Annotated in this window: 17 protein-coding genes and 1 pseudogene; 13 read left to right on the top strand and 5 right to left on the bottom strand. The window is 43.5% G+C overall.

Annotated elements, in window-relative coordinates; all coding sequences use genetic code 11:
* A pseudogene (locus tag IM322_RS04620) lies at window positions 1-160 on the bottom strand (Uma2 family endonuclease); the annotation flags it as partial.
* A 292-nt stretch (window positions 161-452) separates the two neighbouring features.
* Here IM322_RS04620 and IM322_RS04625 point away from each other — a divergent pair.
* The 10 genes from IM322_RS04625 (at window position 453) to IM322_RS04670 (ending at window position 12,608) form a co-directional block, all read left to right on the top strand.
* Entirely contained in the window at window positions 453-1,397 is a 945-nt protein-coding gene (locus IM322_RS04625; RefSeq protein WP_287676792.1) for a LysR family transcriptional regulator, read from the top strand.
* Between the two features lie 46 nt (window positions 1,398-1,443).
* A complete protein-coding gene (locus tag IM322_RS04630; protein WP_287676794.1) occupies window positions 1,444-3,297 on the top strand; it encodes an NAD(P)H-quinone oxidoreductase subunit F in 1,854 nt (617 codons plus the stop codon).
* 81 nt (window positions 3,298-3,378) lie between these two features.
* Entirely contained in the window at window positions 3,379-4,104 is a 726-nt protein-coding gene (locus tag IM322_RS04635) for a carbonic anhydrase (protein WP_287077913.1), read from the top strand.
* A gap of 78 nt (window positions 4,105-4,182) precedes the next feature.
* Complete coding sequence (locus IM322_RS04640; RefSeq protein ID WP_287676796.1) at window positions 4,183-5,733, top strand: NADH-quinone oxidoreductase subunit M; 1,551 nt, start codon at window positions 4,183-4,185, stop codon at window positions 5,731-5,733.
* Window positions 5,734-5,790: 57 nt separating this feature from the next.
* On the top strand, window positions 5,791-7,086 hold the full coding sequence (locus IM322_RS04645; RefSeq protein WP_286827085.1) for a CO2 hydration protein: 1,296 nt from the start codon (window positions 5,791-5,793) through the stop codon (window positions 7,084-7,086).
* 82 nt (window positions 7,087-7,168) lie between these two features.
* Window positions 7,169-7,873: a Uma2 family endonuclease gene (locus IM322_RS04650; RefSeq protein WP_287676800.1), complete on the top strand. Its 705-nt coding sequence runs from the start codon at window positions 7,169-7,171 to the stop codon at window positions 7,871-7,873.
* Window positions 7,874-8,042: 169 nt separating this feature from the next.
* Entirely contained in the window at window positions 8,043-8,798 is a 756-nt protein-coding gene (locus tag IM322_RS04655; RefSeq protein ID WP_287676803.1) for a DUF2232 domain-containing protein, read from the top strand.
* A gap of 184 nt (window positions 8,799-8,982) precedes the next feature.
* On the top strand, window positions 8,983-9,126 hold the full coding sequence (locus IM322_RS04660) for a hypothetical protein (RefSeq protein WP_287676806.1): 144 nt from the start codon (window positions 8,983-8,985) through the stop codon (window positions 9,124-9,126).
* A 687-nt stretch (window positions 9,127-9,813) separates the two neighbouring features.
* Window positions 9,814-11,982, top strand: coding sequence for a ribonuclease E (gene rne, locus IM322_RS04665; protein WP_287676809.1), 2,169 nt, complete (start codon window positions 9,814-9,816; stop codon window positions 11,980-11,982).
* Window positions 11,982-12,608 (top strand): ribonuclease HII, encoded by a 627-nt coding sequence (locus tag IM322_RS04670; protein WP_287676812.1) that lies wholly within the window; start codon window positions 11,982-11,984, stop codon window positions 12,606-12,608. The genes rne and IM322_RS04670 overlap by 1 nt, the downstream gene beginning before the upstream one ends.
* Before the next feature lie 87 nt (window positions 12,609-12,695).
* Here the strand turns inward: IM322_RS04670 and gnd are convergent, their stop codons facing one another.
* A complete protein-coding gene (gnd, locus tag IM322_RS04675) occupies window positions 12,696-14,123 on the bottom strand; it encodes a decarboxylating NADP(+)-dependent phosphogluconate dehydrogenase (protein ID WP_287676816.1) in 1,428 nt (475 codons plus the stop codon).
* A gap of 372 nt (window positions 14,124-14,495) precedes the next feature.
* Between gnd and IM322_RS04680 the strand changes: the two genes are divergently transcribed.
* Complete coding sequence (locus IM322_RS04680; RefSeq protein ID WP_287078949.1) at window positions 14,496-15,278, top strand: MBL fold metallo-hydrolase; 783 nt, start codon at window positions 14,496-14,498, stop codon at window positions 15,276-15,278.
* Window positions 15,279-15,703: 425 nt separating this feature from the next.
* Window positions 15,704-16,651, top strand: a complete 948-nt coding sequence (locus tag IM322_RS04685) for a DNA-methyltransferase (RefSeq protein ID WP_287676818.1) — start codon at window positions 15,704-15,706, stop codon at window positions 16,649-16,651.
* Window positions 16,652-16,676: 25 nt separating this feature from the next.
* Here the strand turns inward: IM322_RS04685 and IM322_RS04690 are convergent, their stop codons facing one another.
* The 3 genes from IM322_RS04690 to IM322_RS04700 form a co-directional block, all read right to left on the bottom strand.
* The gene (locus tag IM322_RS04690; protein ID WP_287676820.1) at window positions 16,677-17,747 is read right to left on the bottom strand and encodes a glycosyltransferase family 4 protein; all 1,071 of its coding nucleotides are present in this window, start codon (window positions 17,745-17,747) and stop codon (window positions 16,677-16,679) included.
* Window positions 17,748-17,868: 121 nt separating this feature from the next.
* On the bottom strand, window positions 17,869-18,999 hold the full coding sequence (locus IM322_RS04695; RefSeq protein ID WP_287676823.1) for a glycosyltransferase family 4 protein: 1,131 nt from the start codon (window positions 18,997-18,999) through the stop codon (window positions 17,869-17,871).
* A 195-nt stretch (window positions 19,000-19,194) separates the two neighbouring features.
* The gene (locus tag IM322_RS04700) at window positions 19,195-20,535 is read right to left on the bottom strand and encodes an AAA-like domain-containing protein (protein ID WP_287676826.1); all 1,341 of its coding nucleotides are present in this window, start codon (window positions 20,533-20,535) and stop codon (window positions 19,195-19,197) included.
* 144 nt (window positions 20,536-20,679) lie between these two features.
* On the opposite strand from IM322_RS04700, the gene IM322_RS04705 reads away from it, so the two are divergent.
* The gene (locus IM322_RS04705) at window positions 20,680-20,844 is read left to right on the top strand and encodes a hypothetical protein (RefSeq protein WP_287676829.1); all 165 of its coding nucleotides are present in this window, start codon (window positions 20,680-20,682) and stop codon (window positions 20,842-20,844) included.
* Window positions 20,845-20,989: the final 145 nt, after the last annotated feature.

Genomic DNA, 20,989 nt, shown 5'->3' on the forward strand with positions numbered 1-20,989 from the left:
AATCTCCGGCAATAAACACCTTAGGGTCATCCGCAAAGATAATCTCTAAATTCTCCTTAATTTTGACAATCCACTCATATTGTTCGGTATTATCTGCCATCGGTTGACCATCGCTATCGGGGAAAAGAAGATCGTCGTCAATATCAAGATAACTAACCATTGTCTTTTATTTTTAATAGATGGTTTTTTTCTGATTATAGCAAGATTTTTATCGATCATGAAAGCTGAAATTAAAATATATTAATAGGAATTATCAATTATTAATTAAGAATTGGGTAGATGGGGTAATGGGGTGTGGGGTGTGGGGTATGGGGAGAAAAAGCTGAAAAAGGTCTTAAGCGGCGGTTATATCTATTAAAGTCTATATTTATCAAAAAATTAATTGACTAGAATCTATAAAAACGTTAGGATTGATGGTGACAAATAGTTGTTATTGAGAAGGGGATAAGAACTTGATACAGGCAACCCTGCACCAGTTAAGGGTTTTTGAGGCTACCGCTCGACACAGTAGCTTTACCAAGGCGGCCGAGGAGTTATTTATCACTCAACCTACCGTCTCAACCCAAGTCAAACAACTCACCAAAGCCGTGGGTTTACCGCTATTCGAGCAAATTGGCAAACGTTTATTTTTAACCGAAGCGGGTAAGGAATTACTGTTCACCTGTCAAGAGATTTTTGATAAATTGGACAACTTTCAAATGAAAGTGGCCGATATTAAAGGAACTAGACAGGGAAAGCTGACTTTAGGCGTAATTACTACCGCTAAATACTTTGTACCGCGATTACTGGGGGCATTCTGTCAACAGTATCCCGGTATTGACATCGCCCTGCAAGTGACTAATCATCAGAAACTGCAAGAGCGAATGTTAAACAACGAGGATGACCTCTATATTCTCAGTCAACCGCCAGAAGAAGTGGAACTTTGTTCTCAGTCTTTCCTCGAAAATCCCCTAGTGGTGGTGGCGCGACGAGATCATCCATTGGTGGGTAAGAAAAATCTCCCCCTTGAATCCCTCAACCAGCAACCTTTTATTATGCGCGAATCGGGATCTGGAACCCGCCAAGCGGTACAAAAATTATTTAATCTCCACGATATTAAGGTGAAGGTGCGCTTGGAATTAGGCAGTAACGAGGCGATTAAACAGGCTATTTCTGGCGGTTTAGGACTATCGGTACTATCTAAGCATACTCTCATCTCGGAAGGGGAAAACGGCGAATTAGCCATCCTCGACGTGGAACATTTTCCGATTCAGCACAATTGGTACGTTTGTTACTTGGCCGGAAAACAACTTTCCGTGATTGCTGATGCTTTTTTAAAATACCTGCTGGAAGCTAGTCAAACTATCCCGATTAATGCCCCGTTAAAAAATGGTGACAGCTTATTAGTGAGCCATTAAACCTTAAACTTTAATTCAGGATCATTTTTTTTCTTGAGGTGTTTATATGTTCGAGTCCTTCAGCCAGACTATCTGGTTGGTACCTCTTTACGCCTTTGCGGGCGCACTTCTCGCTCTACCTTGGTCTCCCGGTATTATCCGGCAAACCGGCCCGCGACCGGCCGGTTATCTGAACTTGATCATGACCTGCTGGGCTTTTTTGCATAGCCTTTTTGCTTTGATCGCCGTTTGGGGTCGTCCGCCTCAATCCATAGCATTTAATTGGCTAAATGCCGCAAATTTAAGCATATCTTTAGATGTGCAGATTTCAGCTGTTAATATTGGGGCGTTACTGCTAATTACCGGCTTAAACCTCGCCGCTCAGGTATATGCGATCGCCTATCTAGAAATGGATTGGGGTTGGGCAAGGTTTTATTCTCTCGTCGCTCTCTTTGAAGGGGGTATGTGCGCCCTCGTTATCTGTAATTCGCTATTTTTCAGCTATTGTGTGCTAGAAGTTCTCACCCTCGGCACTTATCTGCTGATTGGTTTCTGGTTCAATCAATCTCTGGTGGTGACGGGGGCGCGGGATGCTTTTCTGACTAAACGGATTGGCGATTTAATCCTGTTGATGGGAGTAGTGGCCCTTTTACCCCTTGCGGGAACATGGAACTTTGACCAATTGGCAGAATGGGCGGCCACAGCCAATTTAAACCCCAATGTGGCTAATTTACTCTGTTTAGCCCTGATTGCTGGTCCGATGGGCAAATGCGCTCAATTTCCTCTACATTTATGGCTAGATGAGGCCATGGAAGGACCGATGCCAGCGACAATTCTGCGGAATACCGTCGTCGTTTCCACTGGTGCTTGGTTATTAGTGAAATTAGAGCCGGTGCTACAATTATCGCCCTTAACCTTGCAGGTGATGACCATTGTTGGCTCTGTCACTGCCATCGGTGCGGGATTAATTGCGATCGCCCAGATCGATGTCAAGCGCTCCCTTTCCTATTCCGTCAGTGCCTACATGGGACTGATTTTTATCGCTGTTGCCACCGGACAAACGGAAACCGCTTTAGTGTTACTCTTTACATACGCGATCGCTATGTCCCTGTTAGTCATGGTGGTGGGTAACATCATTTGGAATAATATCAGCCAAGATTTAAGCCAATACGGCGGTTTATGGTCCCGTCGTCCCGTTTCTGGTATTTGTTATCTCGTTGGTGCCGCTAGTTTAGTCGCACTGCCTCCCTTTGGTGGTTTTTGGGCATTAGCGCGCATGGGCGATCGCCTCTCGGAAATCAGTGGTTTACTGTTATTAGTGCTATTGTTGGTCAATGCCTTAACTGCTTTTAGTGTCACTAGAGAATTTTGCGTTTTCTTTGGCGGTAAAATCAAACCGATGACCCTGCGCTCTCCGGAAGCTCTTTGGCCCTTAGTTATCCCCATGACTGTGACCATGGGTTTCGCCCTTCATCTGCCGATTTTATTGGCGCAATGGCATTTATTACCAAGTAACTTAAATCTGGGAGTGGCTTTTCTCTTGGTACTTTCCACCGCTGCTGGCGTAATTCCGGCAGCCTATGTTTACCTGAATGAAAATATCTCCAAACCGATCGTTTTTCAACCCAAAGCCGTTCAAGATTTCTTTGCCAACGACCTTTATACAGCCCAATTGTATAAAGTTACCATCGTTTTTGTCGTCGGATTAATCTCGCAAATTATTAACTGGATCGATACCTTTCTGGTGGATGGTGTCGTTAACCTGGTGGGATTAGCCACGGTTTTTGGTGGTCAGAGTTTGAAATATAACGTTTCGGGCCAAACCCAATTTTACTTTCTGTCGATTATTTTGGGGGTCGCTTTGATCGGTATTATCATCTGTTGGCCGTTGTTATCACAAATTTCTCTAGTTTTCAGTTAAAGATTTGATAACTTAGGCTTTTCTTTAGTATCCCTTGCCCCGACAATAGGACTTGTCCTGATTATATGGAAACAACTAGCTATGTTCAATACCTCTCGTCGCCAATTAATCCGTTATGGTGGTGGTTTTTTGGGAACTGGTCTGGCCGCTACTATTTTAGGCTCGCAACTGTCCCAAACTAACGCCCAAACTGCTGTTAATTCTGAGCCATGGCTGACTGCTCAAAATAAAGGATTGACCCCCGACCAAGCTTTAACTATGCTCATGGAAGGCAATCAACGTTTCTGGGAACGAAGACAAAAAAGTCCTAACCGCGATCAAGCTCGACTCACAGAAGTGGCCGAAAGTCAAGCCCCTTTTGCGGCAATTTTGGGCTGTGCCGATTCTCGCGTGCCGGCAGAAATCGTTTTTGATCGCGGATTAGGAGATCTATTTGTTTGTCGGGTAGCGGGAAATTTAGCCACTTCCGAAGAAATTGGTAGCCTCGAATTCGGCACGTTGGTATTAGGAGCTAAGGTAATTATTGTTCTCGGCCATTCCCGTTGTGGAGCGGTAAAAGCCACCATTGAAGGGGGTCGTTTTCCCGGACAAATCGGTCGTTTAATCGATGGCCTACAGGTGGGAGTTGATCGAGCCGAAAGACAACCCGGTTCTAACAAACTTGAGCGAGCAATTAAATCCAATGTTAACTATCAAGTAGAGAAATTAGGCAAATCCCCAGTTATCGGTGAATTAGTGGACGGCAAACAATTAAAAGTTGTCGGAGCCTACTATGATCTCGATAGCGGAAAAGTGAGTTTAATTTAGTCAATTCCAGATTAGTCATCCTGTTGGTTGGCTAATCGTTTTCTCATCCCAGTCATTGTAAATTCGATCGATACCAATATGCTCAGTACCCTGCTTTGGTTGCCAATAATTGGAGCAATTATCGTCGGTCTTTTCCCCGATAAATTTGCCCCAGCAAAATTACGTCAAATTACCCTCTTTTTTGTTGCCGCCGTCCTCTTTTGGTCTTTATATCTGCTGACCCAATATAACTTAACCAGCAATGGCTTTCAATTTTCTGAATACCGCGAATGGGCAAAACCAATCGGTTTAAGTTATAACCTCGGAGTCGATGGTTTGTCCTTACCGTTAATTATTTTAAACTGTTTCTTGACAGGAATAGCTATCTATAGTAGCGAAGAAAAAATAGATCGTCCCCGACTTTATTACATCCTAATCCTCCTGATTAACGCCGGGGTTTCTGGGGCATTAATGGCCAAAAACCTGCTGCTGTTCATCGTTTTCTATGAACTAGAATTAATCCCCTTTTATCTGATGATTGCTATCTGGGGAGGCGAAAAACGTGGCTATGCTTCGATTAAATTCCTTCTCTACACTGCTGTCTCCGGGTTATTAGTCCTAGCGGCATTTTTAGGCATAGGTTTCCTCAACGGTGGTACTTTTGACTATTCCTCCCTCTCGACCGCCGATTTCTCCCAAAAAACCCAATTACTGCTCTTAACTCTGCTGTTAGTGGGATTTGGCATCAAAATCCCCCTCGTACCTCTCCATACTTGGCTACCGGATGCCTATACGGAAGCTTCCCCCGCTACAGCAATTTTATTAGGTGGTATCCTCGCTAAACTCGGTACTTATGGCTTAGTTCGCTTTGGTCTGCAATTATTCCCCGAAACTTGGTCTTTAATCGCCCCCGGACTGGCAATTGTCGGCGTTATTAGCGTTATTTACGGGGCCTTGAGCGCTATTGCCCAAAAAGACATTAAACGCATGGTGGCCTACAGTTCGATCGGTCACATGGGCTATATACTGGTAGCAGCCGCCGCCGGCACGGGTTTAAGCGTCCTTGGTGCCGTCGCGCAAATGATTAGCCACGGTCTCATTCTCGCCCTCTTATTTTATCTGGTGGGCATTGTCGAACGCAAAGCCGGAACTAGAGATTTAGACGTTTTAAACGGTTTAATGAACCCAATTCGCGGTTTACCCCTGGTTAGCTCCCTGTTAATTCTCGCCGGTATGGCCAGCGCAGGTATCCCCGGATTAGTGGGATTTGTGGCGGAATTTATCGTTTTTCAGGGTAGTTTTTCGCGTTTTCCCGTGCAGACGGTTCTCTGTATCATCGCTTCCGGTTTAACGGCGGTTTACTTTGTTATCCTGCTTAATCGCACCTGTTTTGGTAAATTGGATAACAAACTTGCCTACTATCCCAAAGTCTTGAAATCGGAAACTATCCCCGCTTTTGTCCTAATGGTATTAATCGTCTTTTTAGGTATTCAACCCAATTATTTAGTCCGTTGGATTGAACCCACCACTAACTCGATGGTTGCCAGCTTATCGGGAGAAGCAAAACCTAGTTTTGTCTTCAAAAAATCTCCGCAAAAGTCCTCAAAAACCAACTGGTTGAATCGGGGTAAATTTTTGAGTAATAGTTAGTTATCCCTTGCTGTTTCCGAATTATTGTAACCGCCGCTAATTACTTTACCTAAAACTATGACTGGGACATTAATCAAAGCCAAACTTCCCCCTTCTACTCACGAATTTGCCGACATTATCCAGCGTTTAGAAGCGGGTGGATCCATGTTACCGGATACTCCCGAAAACCTGATGCAAATTATCGGCATTTATAAAGCTTATGCCGTACCGATGGATTTTTATTGGCGTGATCTTCTCTACATTGCCGAACGAGTTTTCCTCGATCCTTTGCCCTTTTTTAAATATTTTCTGCCCCAAGAATACCTGGACTTACAAAATCATTACGCTGGCGATAATGCCGATTTACGCATCTGGCGCGGCACGGGTTCTGCTCACCCTGAATTGTTAGAATTCATGGATAAAGGTAAAACCCAAAAAATGCCCAGATTAATCCATCATCTTTGGCATGACCGAATTAATATGGAATTTGCCGAAGCTTGTATGCAAGCCATGTTGTGGCATGGCCGCGATATGGGTTGGGGTTTATTTGATGCCTATCTTGATTCAGAAGAATATCGCCAAAATGCCGACCGCGCTATTAAGGCCTATTTCAAGAAAAACCCCGTGATGATGAAACTTTATGACCTGTTCCCCGATATGTTTTTGGAACAGGTGCGGATGATGTCCTATTACTCCAATTTAGGACTATTCTGGGAAGTGATGGCCCCGGTGTTTTTCGAGATGTCCGATATCTACGATGAAGGCGGGTTTAAAGGTGTTCCTGATGCTATGAATTTCCTCGTTAATGGCATTTTTGCCATCGCTGGACGGCCAATTTATCATCACGTTTATATTGATGGTCAATGCTACGAAATTATCCCCAAATCAAAGGCTTTTACTTGGCTTTATGAAGCGGCTTTACCCTATGTGGAAGCAGTCTTTTATCGTACTGCTCCCTTCCGGGGTACAAAGTCCTATAATGCCCAAGCAAAACAGGTTCCCTACCAACAAAAAGACTTTCACTATGGCATTCTTTACGCTGATGTTTTCCCCGTGGGTACTGCGGGAATTCCCCCCACATTGTTAATGGATGATATGTATCATTTCTTGCCCCAATATCTGATCGATTACTATCAGCAACACTGCCGGGGGGAAGACGATATTTTGATTCAATTGGGCATTAGTTTTCAGCGATCAATGTATAATGTTACTTCGGCAGTTATTCAAGCTCTACGCACTGCTTTGCTCTATCCCCTCGACGATCCTAATCCCAAACATTTACTCAAAAATCGTCAATTCTTTGAGGCACAAATGGACAGATTTAAACGTCCCGAAGCGCGTCTTAGAGATATCCAAAGTCCTAATTATCGTTGAGGTTTTTTGATTACTTTTCTGGTGGGTTTATAGCCCACCTTTTTTGATATAATGAGATGACCGACACCCAACCTCAAAAAAGATGACCACTTTTCCCATCATCGATAATAACGAGTCCTGTGCGGATGAGGTAAAATTTCCCCCCAGGGATATCTGGAGTGAGGAACCCCCCTTGGAAAGCTACGCTCATTTACAACAAATTCTGATTTTACTTCAGTCTTTAGAATGGTTATGGCAAGATCGTAATGATTATTTTGCCGCCGCTAATTTGAGCATTTATTATAGTCCTAATCAGAAAAAATCCTCGGATTTTCGCGGCCCAGATTTTTTTGTCGTTTTGGGAACAGAAAGACGCTTAGAGCGAAAAAGTTGGGTAGTTTGGGGAGAAGGGGGCAAATATCCCGATGTTATCGTGGAAATTCTGTCTCCTAGTACCGCCAAAATAGATCGCGGCGAGAAAAAACAAATTTATCAAGATATTTTTCGCACTCCCGATTATTTTTGGTTCGATCCTGAAACCTTAGAATTACAAGGATTTCGGCTCATGGAAGGGCAATATCAAGCAATTGAACCGACGGACAGGGGTTGGCTATGGAGCGATCGCTTAGGCTTATTTCTGGGTATTTATCAACAACAATTACGCTATTTTAATAGGGAGGCTGAATTAATTCCTACCCCCGCAGAAGTGGCTAAACAGGAACGTCAAGAGAAGGTTTTAGCTTTACAACAAATAGAACAATTAAAATCTCGCTTACGGGAGTTAGGAGCCGATTTAGAAGGTATTTAGAGCCAGTTTTTTTCAGTGAAAATAGGAATATTTTCCGTAAATTACCCCACCCCTCACCCATTTAGATAGTCAACAGCTTAGTATTTTTTGCCTCTTGCCTGACTGGGAGTCACAAGTCTAAGCTAAGAATAGCTTGCCAACCCGTCCCGACCACCGGATAACTGATAGAATGAATGATTCTAACGCTAATTCTCCCGCTCAATCCTCAGAAGAGACAATAGATGAAAGCAATTGGGTAGATCTGGGGGAAGAGGAGAAACCCCTAGATAAACCCACTGCCAAACCTATCCAACCATCTCCTCTCAAGTCTATCGCTACCCTGATCACGGTGGAGACGGCTTTTTTGGCCAGTGCTACCAGTTTAATCTGGTTAATTGACTATTATTTTCCCCTCGGACCGTTATTAAGGGTTTTCTTCCCGATTCCTATCGCTTTAGCCTATTTACGTTGGGGCGCTCGTTGTGCTTCCATGACAGCATTAGTTTCTAGTTTACTTTTGTCGGTGTTGATGGGACCGACTCGCAGTATCGTCTTTTTGATTCCCCACGGCTTGATGGGGTTACAATTGGGGCTATGCTGGCGCCGGGGTGCGCGCTGGGAATTTTCTATCTTGACTGGGGGACTGTTGGGGGCTTTTGGTTTATTCTTTCGTTTTTGGCTATTTTCAATTCTTTTAGGCGAAAATCTTTGGTTATATGTGATTACCCAAGCGACTAATTTTATCGATTGGATTTTCACCCAGTTAGGGATTCTCGCTAAACCGACGCTGCTGCAAGTGCAATCGATGGCAGTTGTGGGTATATTTGTCAATAGTTTATTATACCTATTTGCCGTGCATTTAGTGGCGTTATTAGTTCTTGATCGCCTTGGTAATCCGATTTCTCGTCCGCCCAAATGGGTGCAGGCCATACTAGATTATGAGTGATTATTTAGCGCTTTATCGTCAGTAAGCTAAGAGGTGTTTAAACCGCTTATTCTTAGATTAGCCGAATCTCCCCCAATCCCTTTAGTGCTGCCTCTTGCTTCGTCTCAACAAGCAATTTAAATTACGAACAGCTTATCTCCAGTCAACTTTTAATTGAGCGTTTAATCAAGGCAGTAATTTAGCCGTGGCCCGATGGTTAGAGGGGAAAGGTTATCGACTATACCGTTATCGTCCCTACCTGCAAGAATTGCTAGAAATCGAGTCAGAAGCCGATTTACAGGGAATTTTGAACGTTATCGCCTTGTCTGAACAGGAATTAAGGGATTAAGGAAACCGTCAATCCGGTCATCTCGTCAATAATCCTAACTAGACTAGCGGGTTAATTAATTCTTTAGAAAGCAAAAAGGGGATAAAAAGGGAATTTTAGCCTGAAAAGTCAGCTAGATAGCTTTTTATGTCTATTTTATTGCCTATCATTGCTCCTGACTCCTTTCTTGCCCCGAAAAATTTATCTTGGTCAGGGGATCATCGTCTTGTCAGAGAGTGACCGAGTGAGTTATAGTCGTCTATAAGACTCGATTAAAGCATTTCTTAAAAGAATCGTGGTTTTTGGAAAATCGAAAAGTGCGCTATTTTCCCTTCCACAGAAACCTGTTGCCGAGGGGAGTAACTCAAAAACTCCTTTTTTCCTAGATTCTGATAGACAGAACTGGCGGAAACGGATAAAAAATGCTGTTATCGAGCAAGACTCAGGGATTAATTGAAAATCTCGTCTCCTGGCTGTGCTTACCTAATTGTGGGTCAAGCCGGCACTTGCCAAACAGACTTAACAACTGAAACCAAGACTCAGTTCCCAGGTCTGAGAGGCAGATGAACATCAAGATGAGGCTTTAACGATGCGGACTCATCTTCTTAGAACTTTCTTAACAAGACCAGATTTCCAGAAGTAGCCTCAAAGCATAGACAAATAGCCCATGGTCCGTCGCTTTTGAAACCGAAAGATTGAGGAAATTGAATGCCAAAACAAATAATCATAGCCGAACAACACCATATAGCGGCTGTTTTTTGGGAAGATCAAATTCAGGAATTAGTTGTAGCCACAGGTAATCAGCAGGTGGGGGACATCTATCTAGGATTAGTAGAAAACGTCATCCCCGGGATAGATGCAGCCTTCGTCAATATTGGCGATGCGGAACGCAATGGCTTTATTCATGTCACCGACCTGGGCCCCTTAAGACTGAAAAAAACCGCCGGTGCTATCACGGAATTACTGGCCCCCCAGCAAAAAGTGCTGGTACAGGTAATGAAGGAACCCACCGGCAACAAGGGACCGCGGCTAACGGGAAATGTCACTCTCCCTGGTCGTTATCTGGTATTGATGCCCAATGGTCGCGGGGTGAATCTTTCCCGTCGCATCCGCAGTGAAGACGAGCGCTCCCGTTTACGAGCTTTAGGGATTTTGGTCAAACCGGCGGGGATGGGTTTGCTGGTACGCACCGAGGCCGAAGGCAAAGCGGAAGAAGCGATTATCGAGGATTTGGAATTTCTGCAAAAACAGTGGGAGAGCATCCAACAGATGGCCGTCAGCAGCCGCGCCCCGGCCCTGCTTAACCGCGATGATGACTTTATTCAAAGGGTTTTGCGGGATATGTACAGTGCCGATGTCAATCGCATTGTTGTGGATAACCCGGTGGCGGTAAAACGAGTTAAACAGCAATTGACGAACTGGGGCGGCGGCAAAGCTCTCGAAGGGGTTTATATCGACTCCCATCGGGAAACCCAGCCAATTCTCGACTATTTCCGGGTTAACGCCGCCATTCGCGAGGCCCTCAAACCCCGGGTTGATTTACCCTCCGGCGGCTACATTATCATCGAACCGACGGAAGCTTTAACGGTAATTGATGTTAACTCCGGTTCCTTTACCCGTTCGGCCACGGCCCGAGAAACCGTACTCTGGACTAATAGCGAGGCCGCCACAGAAATCGCCCGACAACTGCGCTTGAGAAATATCGGCGGTGTGGTGGTGGTGGACTTCATCGATATGGATTCCCGTCGCGACCAGTTGAAACTGCTGGAATTGTTTAATAAGGCCCTGAAAAGCGATAAGGCCCGGCCCCAGATTGCCCAATTATCGGAATTGGGGTTAGTGGAATTAACTCGTAAGCGTCAGGGGAAAAACATTTATGAATTATTCGGCAAAACCTGTGACCATTGCGGCGGACTGGGCCATTTAGCCCATCTACCCGGAGAGGGCAATGCCATCGCCCTAGAAACCCCCACCCTTAGCCGCGCGGAAAAAGAAACCTTTATCGTTGCTCCGACTAATACAAAGGTTCTACCCGATAAGAGCGCTCCTAGCGTTGCGGCGGCCGAACCCTATCTAGAAGTTTTCTCCGAATTTGAGGCCGAAGAAAACGCCCAAGGGATGGATCTTTCCTTCCATCCCAACTATCAAGAACAGGTTAATAATTCTCGCCGTCGCCGTCGTCGTCGTCCCTCGGAACTGTTACTAAAAGAGGAACGGGGCGAAAAAGCCTCTACTAACGGTGTTAACAACGAAATCGAGCCGGAATTAGAACCCCAACGCTTTGAGGAAAAACGAGAACGCCCCGCCCGTCTCTCGAAACGGGGAGAAGATGCCAGCGCCGTCAAAAATATCCCCGTCAGCGAACGGGAGCGGGTTTCCGTGGAAATGACCCCGGTAGAACAGGAAGTTTATTCTTTAATGGGCATTTCTCCCCTGATTCTGGTGGATAAGGAGTTTAAAGACCCGAAATCGGTGATTGTTTCCGTGAAACTGGCAGGGGAAAGGGAGGCGGAAAACCCAGAAATGCTTGCCACTCCTGAAATATCCTTGACTCCCACCCTAGAAGTCGAGGACACAGCCGCCGCTACCCCAGTAGAGGCGACGGAAACCAGCGAGGAAGCCGAAAATCGTTCCTTGGTGCGCCGTCGTCGTCGTTCCACCACTAGCGAAGTTAGTCAGGAAATCAACCAAGAAGCTAGTCCACCAGTGACTTTTACGCCCGAACCGATTACGACCGAAACTCCAGTTTTTCTCGGCGAATTCATTCCTTTAGAGACCCCGGTGAGCGCCGAGGTGACAGAGGAGCCACAAATAGAGCCTGAAACCGCGGTGCTGCGTCGTCGTCGTCGTCGTTCCTCCGCCACTGCCGAGCCGTAATGAGCGCAGAACCCTTAATTGCCGGTGTCGATGAAGTGGGGCGCGGGGCTTTATTTGGCCCCGTGGTGGCGGCGGTAGTGGTCACTGTCCCCTCTGGTTTTGCGCGGCTGTGGGAGTTGGGGGTGAAGGATAGTAAGCAACTTAGCCCCCAAAAACGGCAAAAGTTGAGCCGGCAAATACAACGGGATTTTGTTTGTCGCATCGGTTATGCTACCGTGAAAGAGATCGATCGCTTGAATATTTTTCATGCCTCCCTACTGGCGATGAGCCGAGCTATCGGGAAATTACCCCTTTCCCCCAGTCTCTGCTGGGTCGATGGTAAGCACATTATTAAAGATTTGTCAATCCCCCAAAAGGCGGTAATTCAGGGAGATCAACAATCCCCGGTAATTGCGGCGGCCAGTATCGTGGCGAAAGTCTGGCGCGATGACTTAATTACTCGTTGGGACAGACGCTATCCCGATTATGGACTCGCTCGTCACAAGGGTTATGGCACTGCTCAACACCTAGAAGCGATTGGCAACCATGGGGTTACTTCTCAGCACCGGCGCTCTTTTAGTCCCTGTCAACCGAGGTTGGAGCTTGACTGCCGAACAATTTGCTCAAGGGTTATCGAAATTTCTTGACCGATAGTTAACTCTTAATCAGCAAAATATCGAAAAAAATCCCCCCTTTTTACCAGAAATAAAAAGGGGAAAAAATATTAGATAGCTTTACGATTCAGTCATCCATTCCGTATGGAAAAACTCACCTCTGGGTTTATCGGTACGTTCGTAGGTATGAGCGCCAAAGTAATCCCGTTGTGCTTGGGTGAGATTTTGCGGTAAATTGGCCCGACGATAACTATCAAAATAGTCCAAAGAAGAACTAAAAGCCGGAACAGGAATTCCCAACTTATTAGCCAAGACTAACACCTCACGCCATGCCTCTTGGCGATCGAGGATACTTTGCTTAAATTCCGGTGCTAACAACAAATTCGGCAGCCCCGGATTTTCCGCAAAAGCTTTGCGAATTTTATCCAAAAAACTGGCGCGAATAATACAGCCGCCCTTCCAAATCCGGGCCGATTCCGGCAGACTGATATTATAGTTAAACTCCTGAGAAGCTTTAGCGATTAAAGCCATACCCTGGGCATAGGAACACATTTTCGAGCAGTAAAGAGCATCACGCACTTTATCCACAAATAGTGCCGCATCCCCCGGATAGGTTTCCCCAGGTCCGGGTAACTCTTTGGCGGCTGCCACCCGTTCATCCTTATAAGCGGACATAACGCGAGCATTAACCGCAGCATAAATAGTCGGAATTGACACCCCCAACTCCAAGGAACTTAACACGGTCCAGCGTCCGGTTCCCTTTTGTCCCGCCGAATCCAGGATTAAATCTACCAAATGATGACCGGTTTCCGGGTCAACATACTTAAAGATATCGGCGGTAATTTCAATTAAATAAGAATTAAGCTCATCGGTGCGATTCCACTCGGCGAAAGTTTCCTGTAACTGCTGATTGCTTAGTCCTAGACCATTTTTCAGCACATCGTAGGCTTCCGCAATTAACTGCATATCGCCGTACTCGATGCCATTGTGAACCATTTTCACATAATGGCCCGCACCACCAGATCCCACATAGGTGACACAGGGACCATCATCGACTTGGGCGGCAATTTTGGTTAAAATCGGCTCTAATTCCCGATAGGCGAACTCTGTACCCCCCGGCATCAGGGAAGGACCGTGCAGAGCGCCTTCTTCGCCACCACTGACTCCCATGCCGACAAAACCGAGTTTAGTGGTCGATTCTAGGTCGCGGGTGCGTCTTTCTGTGTCCTCGTAGAGGGAGTTACCGCCATCGATAATCATATCTCCTTCTTCGAGAAGGGGTTTTAATTGTTCAATCACGGCATCCACCGGCGGGCCAGCTTTTACCATGACCAGAATTTTGCGGGGACGCTCTAAAATTTGGACGAATTCTTCTAAACTATAGGCCGCCTTGACATCCTTGCCGACGGCGCGAGTTTCCATAAATTCTTTAGTTTTGCTGGCGGTGCGATTGTAAACAGCGATAGGAAAACCCCGACTCTCCACATTGAGAGCGAGATTTTCTCCCATGACAGCTAGTCCGATAACACCGAAGGTACGTTTAGTCATAGAAATTCAGTCTCGGCTGATGCGTTCTTCCTCCCCTTTTAGCGCCTACTTTCCCTAAGATAGCTAAACTTTCCCTATTTCTTAAGCCTTGACTGATCAGTGATCAGTGATCAGTAATCAGATTTGGGTTTTCAGTGACCAGCATTGAGTGAGGAGTGTTACAGTGTTTCTCCTAAAGATGAAGTGTAACCTAATTTGGTATCATCCCCAGACGACCAACTACTGTTGCCTGTTCCCTAAAACCAGAGACTTCGTACCTCACCATTAAGATAACTGCTATCAATGGCATTCACTGATGACTGAAAAACCCCCAACCCCAGAAAAATTAATGCTAATGTTAAATTAAATTAAGAAAATCCCCATTCTTCTTATATGCAGTTAACTTGGCTTGATAGTAATTCTTGGTTAATCGAAATCGGGGGAAAACGCCTGCTTCTCGATCCTTGGTTGGTAGGTTCCCTGACTTTTGGTAATTTAACTTGGCTATTTGAGGGCAAAAAAACCGCTAATCATGCCATTCCTGAAAATATCGATCTGATTCTTCTCTCCCAAGGTTTAGAAGATCATGCTCATCCTCCTACTTTACAGGTACTCGATCGCCAAATTCCCGTGGTAGCTTCTCCGAATGCCGAAAAAGTCGTTAAATCCCTCAATTATACCCATCCCATCCCTTTAACCCACGGTTCTAGTTATATCTTTGACAATGCGATCAAAATTACTGCTGTCCCCGGTTCTCCAGTAGGGCCGACTCTGGTGGAAAATGGCTATATTATCAAGGAATTAGCGACCAATCAAACTATCTATTACGAACCCCACGGATATCACTCTCCTACCCTCGATTCTTTGGGTAAAATCGATGTAATTATCACTCCTTTGATTGACTTAAAAATACCTTTCCTCGGACCGGTAATCAAAGGACAAGAAAGCGCTTTAGCAGTCTGTCAACGCTTGCATCCCCAATATATTATTTCTACGGCTGCCGGTGGTGATATTGAGTTTAAAGGTTTATTGATGGCGGTGTTAAGTGCTGGGGGTAGTCCCGAATCTTTTCAAGAATTATTAACATCCCATGCTTTACCAACAAAAGTAATCGATCCTCGTCCTTGGCAACCTTTTACAGTGGAATTAGGCGAGTGCGTCCCGGGTTTAAGCTAATCTGAGTTAAGGGAAGAATAGTAAAAATACTGACTATTTCTTCCCGATTTTTATCTAAAAAAGTAGAATTTTTGTTATAAGTAGATAGGTATTAAAAACTTTCAGATCCCCCCGCCTATCGGCACCCCCCTTATCAAGGGGGGCAGGGGGGATCGAACCTAAAATCCATTTCTAATTTAATTATAACCAGCTACTTATCTTTGCTGGCTACAGATGACATTAATTGTTTAAAAAAACGGCTCTCTTGAATATTGGGTGTAAAATGGGGAGTATCCCAATTGTACTATAAATCAGAATACTTAGGGCTTACTGAATAACTGCGGTGGTAGATTGTAAAACTTCCAGTTTACACAGCCCGAAATCTTTGCGATTTTTAGTACAGAAAATTATATAATTAAAAGTGGATATTCTCTGCTAAATTGTCTATGAATCAGTTGCCCTTATTTTCTCAATCAAAATCAGTGCGAGACTTTTATCAACCTGATGCTGAAATAATTCTTTATCAAGGAGATAGCAATAATTTTATTAAGACTATACCAGATAATTCTGTGAGCTTGATTATTACTTCTCCTCCCTACAATTTAGGAAAAGACTACGAAAAAAAAATCTCTTTGGATACTTATCTGGAAACCCAAACCAAAATTATGCGAGAATTCTCTAGAATCTTGCAAGATAATGGCAGTATTTGCTGGCAGGTGGGAAATTTCGTTCAAGAGGGTGAAGTTTATCCTTTAGATATTTTTTATTATCAGCTATTTAAACAAATGGGTTTCTTTTTAAGAAATAGAATTGTCTGGCATTTTGGCCATGGATTACATACTTCTAAAAGATTTTCTGGCAGATATGAAACTATTTTATGGTTGACAAAAACCGATCAATATACCTTTAATCTTGATCCAGTGAGAATCCCCGCTAAATACCCTGGTAAGCGTCATTTTAAAGGTAAAAATATCGGTAAACCTTCTGGTAATCCTTTAGGGAAAAATCCCAGCGATGTTTGGGAGTTTTTAGCGCAAGAGTGGGATGAGTTACTGTGGGATATTCCCAACGTTAAATCTAATCATCCAGAAAAAACTATTCATCCTTGTCAATATCCGATCGAATTAGTAGAAAGATGTGTTTTAGCCTTGACAAATGAGGGGGATTGGGTTTTCGATCCTTTTGCCGGGGTTGGAACTTCTCTGATTGCTAGTATTATGCACAATCGTCGAGGGATGGGGAGTGAAAAAGAAGCAGAATATGTGAAAATTGCCCAGGAAAGAATCGCCGCTTATTTGCAAGGAAATCTCAAAATTCGTCCTTTAGGAAAACCTATTCATCAACCTAATGGTAAGGAAAAAGTTGCTCAAATTCCCGAAGAATGGCTACAATGATTGATAATTTTTTTTGTCACCATTTTTATAGAAAACTTTGCAGAATTGTGGCGGTTTCTTGTCCGGTTTTTTCCCAACTAAAAAGCTCGGCGCGTCGGTGACTAAGAGATTTTAAATTTAAGCGCAATTGGTTATTTTTAGCGATTTGCTGCATTGCCTCTCTCATCTCATCAATGCTATAGGGATTAATTAAAATTGCCGCATCTCCTGTGACTTCTGGGAGAGAAGAAAGATTAGAAGTAATTACAGGAGTTCCACAGGCGATCGCTTCTAGTACAGGTAATCCGAAACCTTCCCAAAGGGAGGGATAAACTAAAGCAGTTGCTTGGTTTAAAAGTTGCGGCAATTCTGTATAGGAAACATAGTTTAAAAATTGCACTCGTTGAGAGATTGATAATGCTTCTACCTGTTGCTGTAGAGCCGGGGTAAAACGCGGGTCAAATTGACCGACAATTAATAATTGATATTCGGGGTCGATTTGGGAAAAAGCAGTAATTAAACGACCGAGATTTTTATGAGGATCATAACGACCAAGATAGAGAAAATAGGGACGAGTCGCCAGATTTAGAGGACGAAAATTGTGAGAATCATATCCAGAAAGAATCACGGTTATTTTGTCAAGAGGTATGTTAAAAAACTTATTAATATCGGCGGCAGTTGCTTGGGAAACAGCGATAATATGTGTAGCTTTTTTCAGGACTTGGGGTAAATAGTATTTATTATAAAAAGTTAGCGGAGAAAATTTCGGGAATCGCAGGGGAATTAAATCATGAACCGTGACAATATAGCGGCAATTTCGATAAATAGGTGCTTCGGGAATGGGGGTAAATAGCAGGGAAGACTTCAATTGTTGATAGGTTTGATAGAGTTGGGTTTCTGTCCAAATTAAGCGCTTAATATTGCCTTTGGTTCCCTGTTCTTGGGTGAGGTTTGCCGAGACAGGATAGGTGTTAAAATCTGGGTAACTATTAGAAGTGATAAGGGTAGGATTTAAGTTGGCTAATTGGGGAATGAGATTTTTAGTATAGGTAGTCAATCCAGTATATTTAGTACCCAGAAAAGCGAGATTGATTAATAATTGTTTATTTTTATTCATAGATATTAGCTAGTTAAGTAGGTAGGTGTTAAAAGTTGTCAGAAACCCCCCTTATCAAGGGGGGATTAAGGGGGGATCAGAGGCAAAATCTATCTTCAATTTAATTATAGCTACTTACTTATTATAAAAGAGAACGATAAGCTTTTATAGTAGCTTGTGCGGTTTTTTGCCAAGAGAATTTTGCCGCTTGTTTTTTTCCTTGAGTGATTAAGTCTTGACGGAGAGAGGTATCACTAATCACCTGATAGATTGCCGCAGCAATTTCTAGGTAATTATCGGGATTAATTAATATTGCGGAGTCTCCCGTGACTTCGGGTAAGGATGCAGTATTAGCAGTTACCACAGGACAACCTAAAGTCATCGCTTCTAAAACCGGTAATCCAAAACCTTCATAAAAAGAAGGATAGACAAAAACATCGGCTTTTTGATAATAATCCGCAACTAAGTCATCAGCAAGATAATCAAGATGTTGGATACTATCTCGAAAGGGAGACTGAGATATTTTATCAAAAATTGGTTCATACTTCCATCCTTTTTTGCCAATCAGAATCAGATTATGGTCTAATTTATACCTGTCCTTGAGATAGTTAAAAGCAGTGATAAGATTAATAATATTTTTTCGTGGTTCTAGGGTACTAACAAAGAGTAAATAGGGTTTAGTGATAGTTAGAGATGAGGGAGTATTGGGGAGGGAAGAATAACGACTTGCGAGGGGAGTAACAAAAATTTTCTCTGGGGTTACATCTAAATATTCGATAATATCTCGTTTGGTACTTGCGGAGTTAGCAATAACTAAATCTGTCCATTGTAGAGATTGTTTAATCCGTTGGGTGTAGGTTTTGACAATCCCCGTGACAAACTCAGGATATTTAATAAAAGTAACATCATGAATAGTCATAACTTTACGACTCTGACCACAAGGATACACCACATGATCCAATCCGTGGAGAATATCGGGAGAATCAAGAAAGTTTTCTAGATAGGGAATTAGAGGATTAGGAAATCGGGTTAAGATATTGCTAAGACTGACGGGAATTGGTAAACATTTAACCTCTGGATAGGATTGCAGTTTTTTGGGGATAGAAAGATTACCCCGCAGCCAGTTTTTTACCGATGGTTGAAAACAGAGGGACAGGGAAAAGTTTTCTTGGTTTTGTAATTTAGCTAATTCGGCAATCAGGTGATAAGCATATAATCCAATTCCACTAGGATTTTGTCTTATCGGTGTACCATCAACTAAAATTTTAAGCATTTGCGGTTAGATGAGATTGACGGGATAGATATTTTTAAAATTACACATTCAATTGTCAATTTTGCTCGGTTAGGACAAGATTAAAATCGGCAATTTTCTGTTAATGTTAGAGTTTATGCCACTTCCGAACTACAATCTTTAGCAAGTTGAACAATCTTTAATCGCACCCGATGCTTATTGATGTCTAATTATCCACTAGAGATCGCTGCTGGTCTGTTCTTCTCGGAAGTAAAGCTGATATAATTGACAGCTAGGCTGGGCTAGATCGCCTTTTAACTGAATTAAACCCATACTTTCCAGTTTATAGGCAGTAATCGGTTCTAATCGCGCTCCCTTATCGGGAGAATTGACCACTTCCCCCATCGCTGTCAATAATTCCGGCTGTTTTTGCAGACTATCCCAGTGATGACGCAAGTGTGCCGCATAAATTCCTCCCTGGGTAGCAGCATTAGGGAGAATATTTTTTTCCCCGCGCACTTGCGCTTCCAGGGCCAAACGACTAAGATAGGGATGACCAGAGACTAAGGCAATTAAATCCCCGATAAAACGCTGATTATCCTCATTTTTAGGCAATCCGTAGCTACTGGCCAAGTTTTCCAGTTGTTCGAGACTAAAACCGGGTAATTTAATCGCACGACCGACATTAAAGGGAGATTGATTAGCGTCCAATTGAATATAGATTTCCGTGGAATTAGCAATCGCTAACCGCAAATTTTGCCAGATTTCCAAATTATTAGCTTCTTCGTGCCAACAGCGCAAAAGTGGCAGAAAATCCCTAGCGATGTCGGGATACTCGAAAATTCTGTCTAAATTATCTAGGGCCAAAAAAAGAGGCCCGTTAATCTGTTCCAAAAGATAGGACTGAAAATAGGTTTGACAACTGATTAAACTGCCAAATAGTTCCTCATCCCAATATTCATCTAATTGAGGCTTTAAACCCAATTCTCGGCTGACATTTGCCGAAAACCAGCGACAAAATCGGTCTAAACTGGCAAACATCGCCTTTTCTGCCACTTGACAATTAATATAAACTGTGCTATGTCCCCAACTATCTGCCTGAGCGAGCAGATGTTTAAGGAGAGAAGTTTTACCGGTCTTTTCGGGAGCTTTAATGCGAATAAGTGACCCCGGACGATTAATTTCTTGATAACAGTCGCTTTCGACGGGAGGGCGGCTAATATAAGTATCTATAACTGATTTTTCTGCTACTATCGGAGTGGGGTAATTTTTCCATTGAGGATATTTGAGATCTTTGAACCATTCTCGGAGGATTTGGAACTTACCCGGTCCTTTACTACCTAATTCTAGTTCGGGACAGCCATTATCTTTATCTGCCGAGAAATAGCTATAGATTTTAGTCATTTGTTTTTTATAGGTTTCATGGCTGGCGGCCTCAGCCATTTCCCAAATTTCCTCATCGGGTTTACGCCAATTTTCGTAGGCAAAACGAACTAAAAAAATCTCCTTTAACTTGCCTTGAACACCGTATTCTCTAGCTAGATGTTTAAGAAACTCGTCCCATCCCTGTGGTTTCATTGGGTTCTACTTTATTCTACTTATATTCTCTTTTTTTCCATGTTAACCCCTTTCTCCGTCTTGGCAATGGGACTGACATCCTAGAAGGAAAGCCCTATGCTAAAAATAGGTCAATTACCTGATGGTGTTTAAGGGAGTAAAGCCATGAAAATCTCGTTAACCTTGTTTGTTGTGGTCTCCTTGCTGTTAGGTTCAATTCCTCACACTTTAGCGGTTAATAGTCAAGATAACCATTTTGACCGTTCCTCTTGGCCGCTAATTTTACAAAACCGTGACTGTAAGGGTGATAAGGACGATGATTGCAATTAGTCCTGATTATCGAAAATTTGGGTTAAAACCCCGTCGTTTTACGACGGCTTTAAGCTACAATGGAAAAAGCGATAACCAAGCTAAAAACTGAACCTTGACCACAGATAGTAGGGGGTTTCGTTCAGAAAAGACTTCAAATTCGGCC

Source organism: Microcystis sp. M109S1, from assembly GCF_020247025.1.
Taxonomy (GTDB): Bacteria; Cyanobacteriota; Cyanobacteriia; order Cyanobacteriales; family Microcystaceae; genus Microcystis.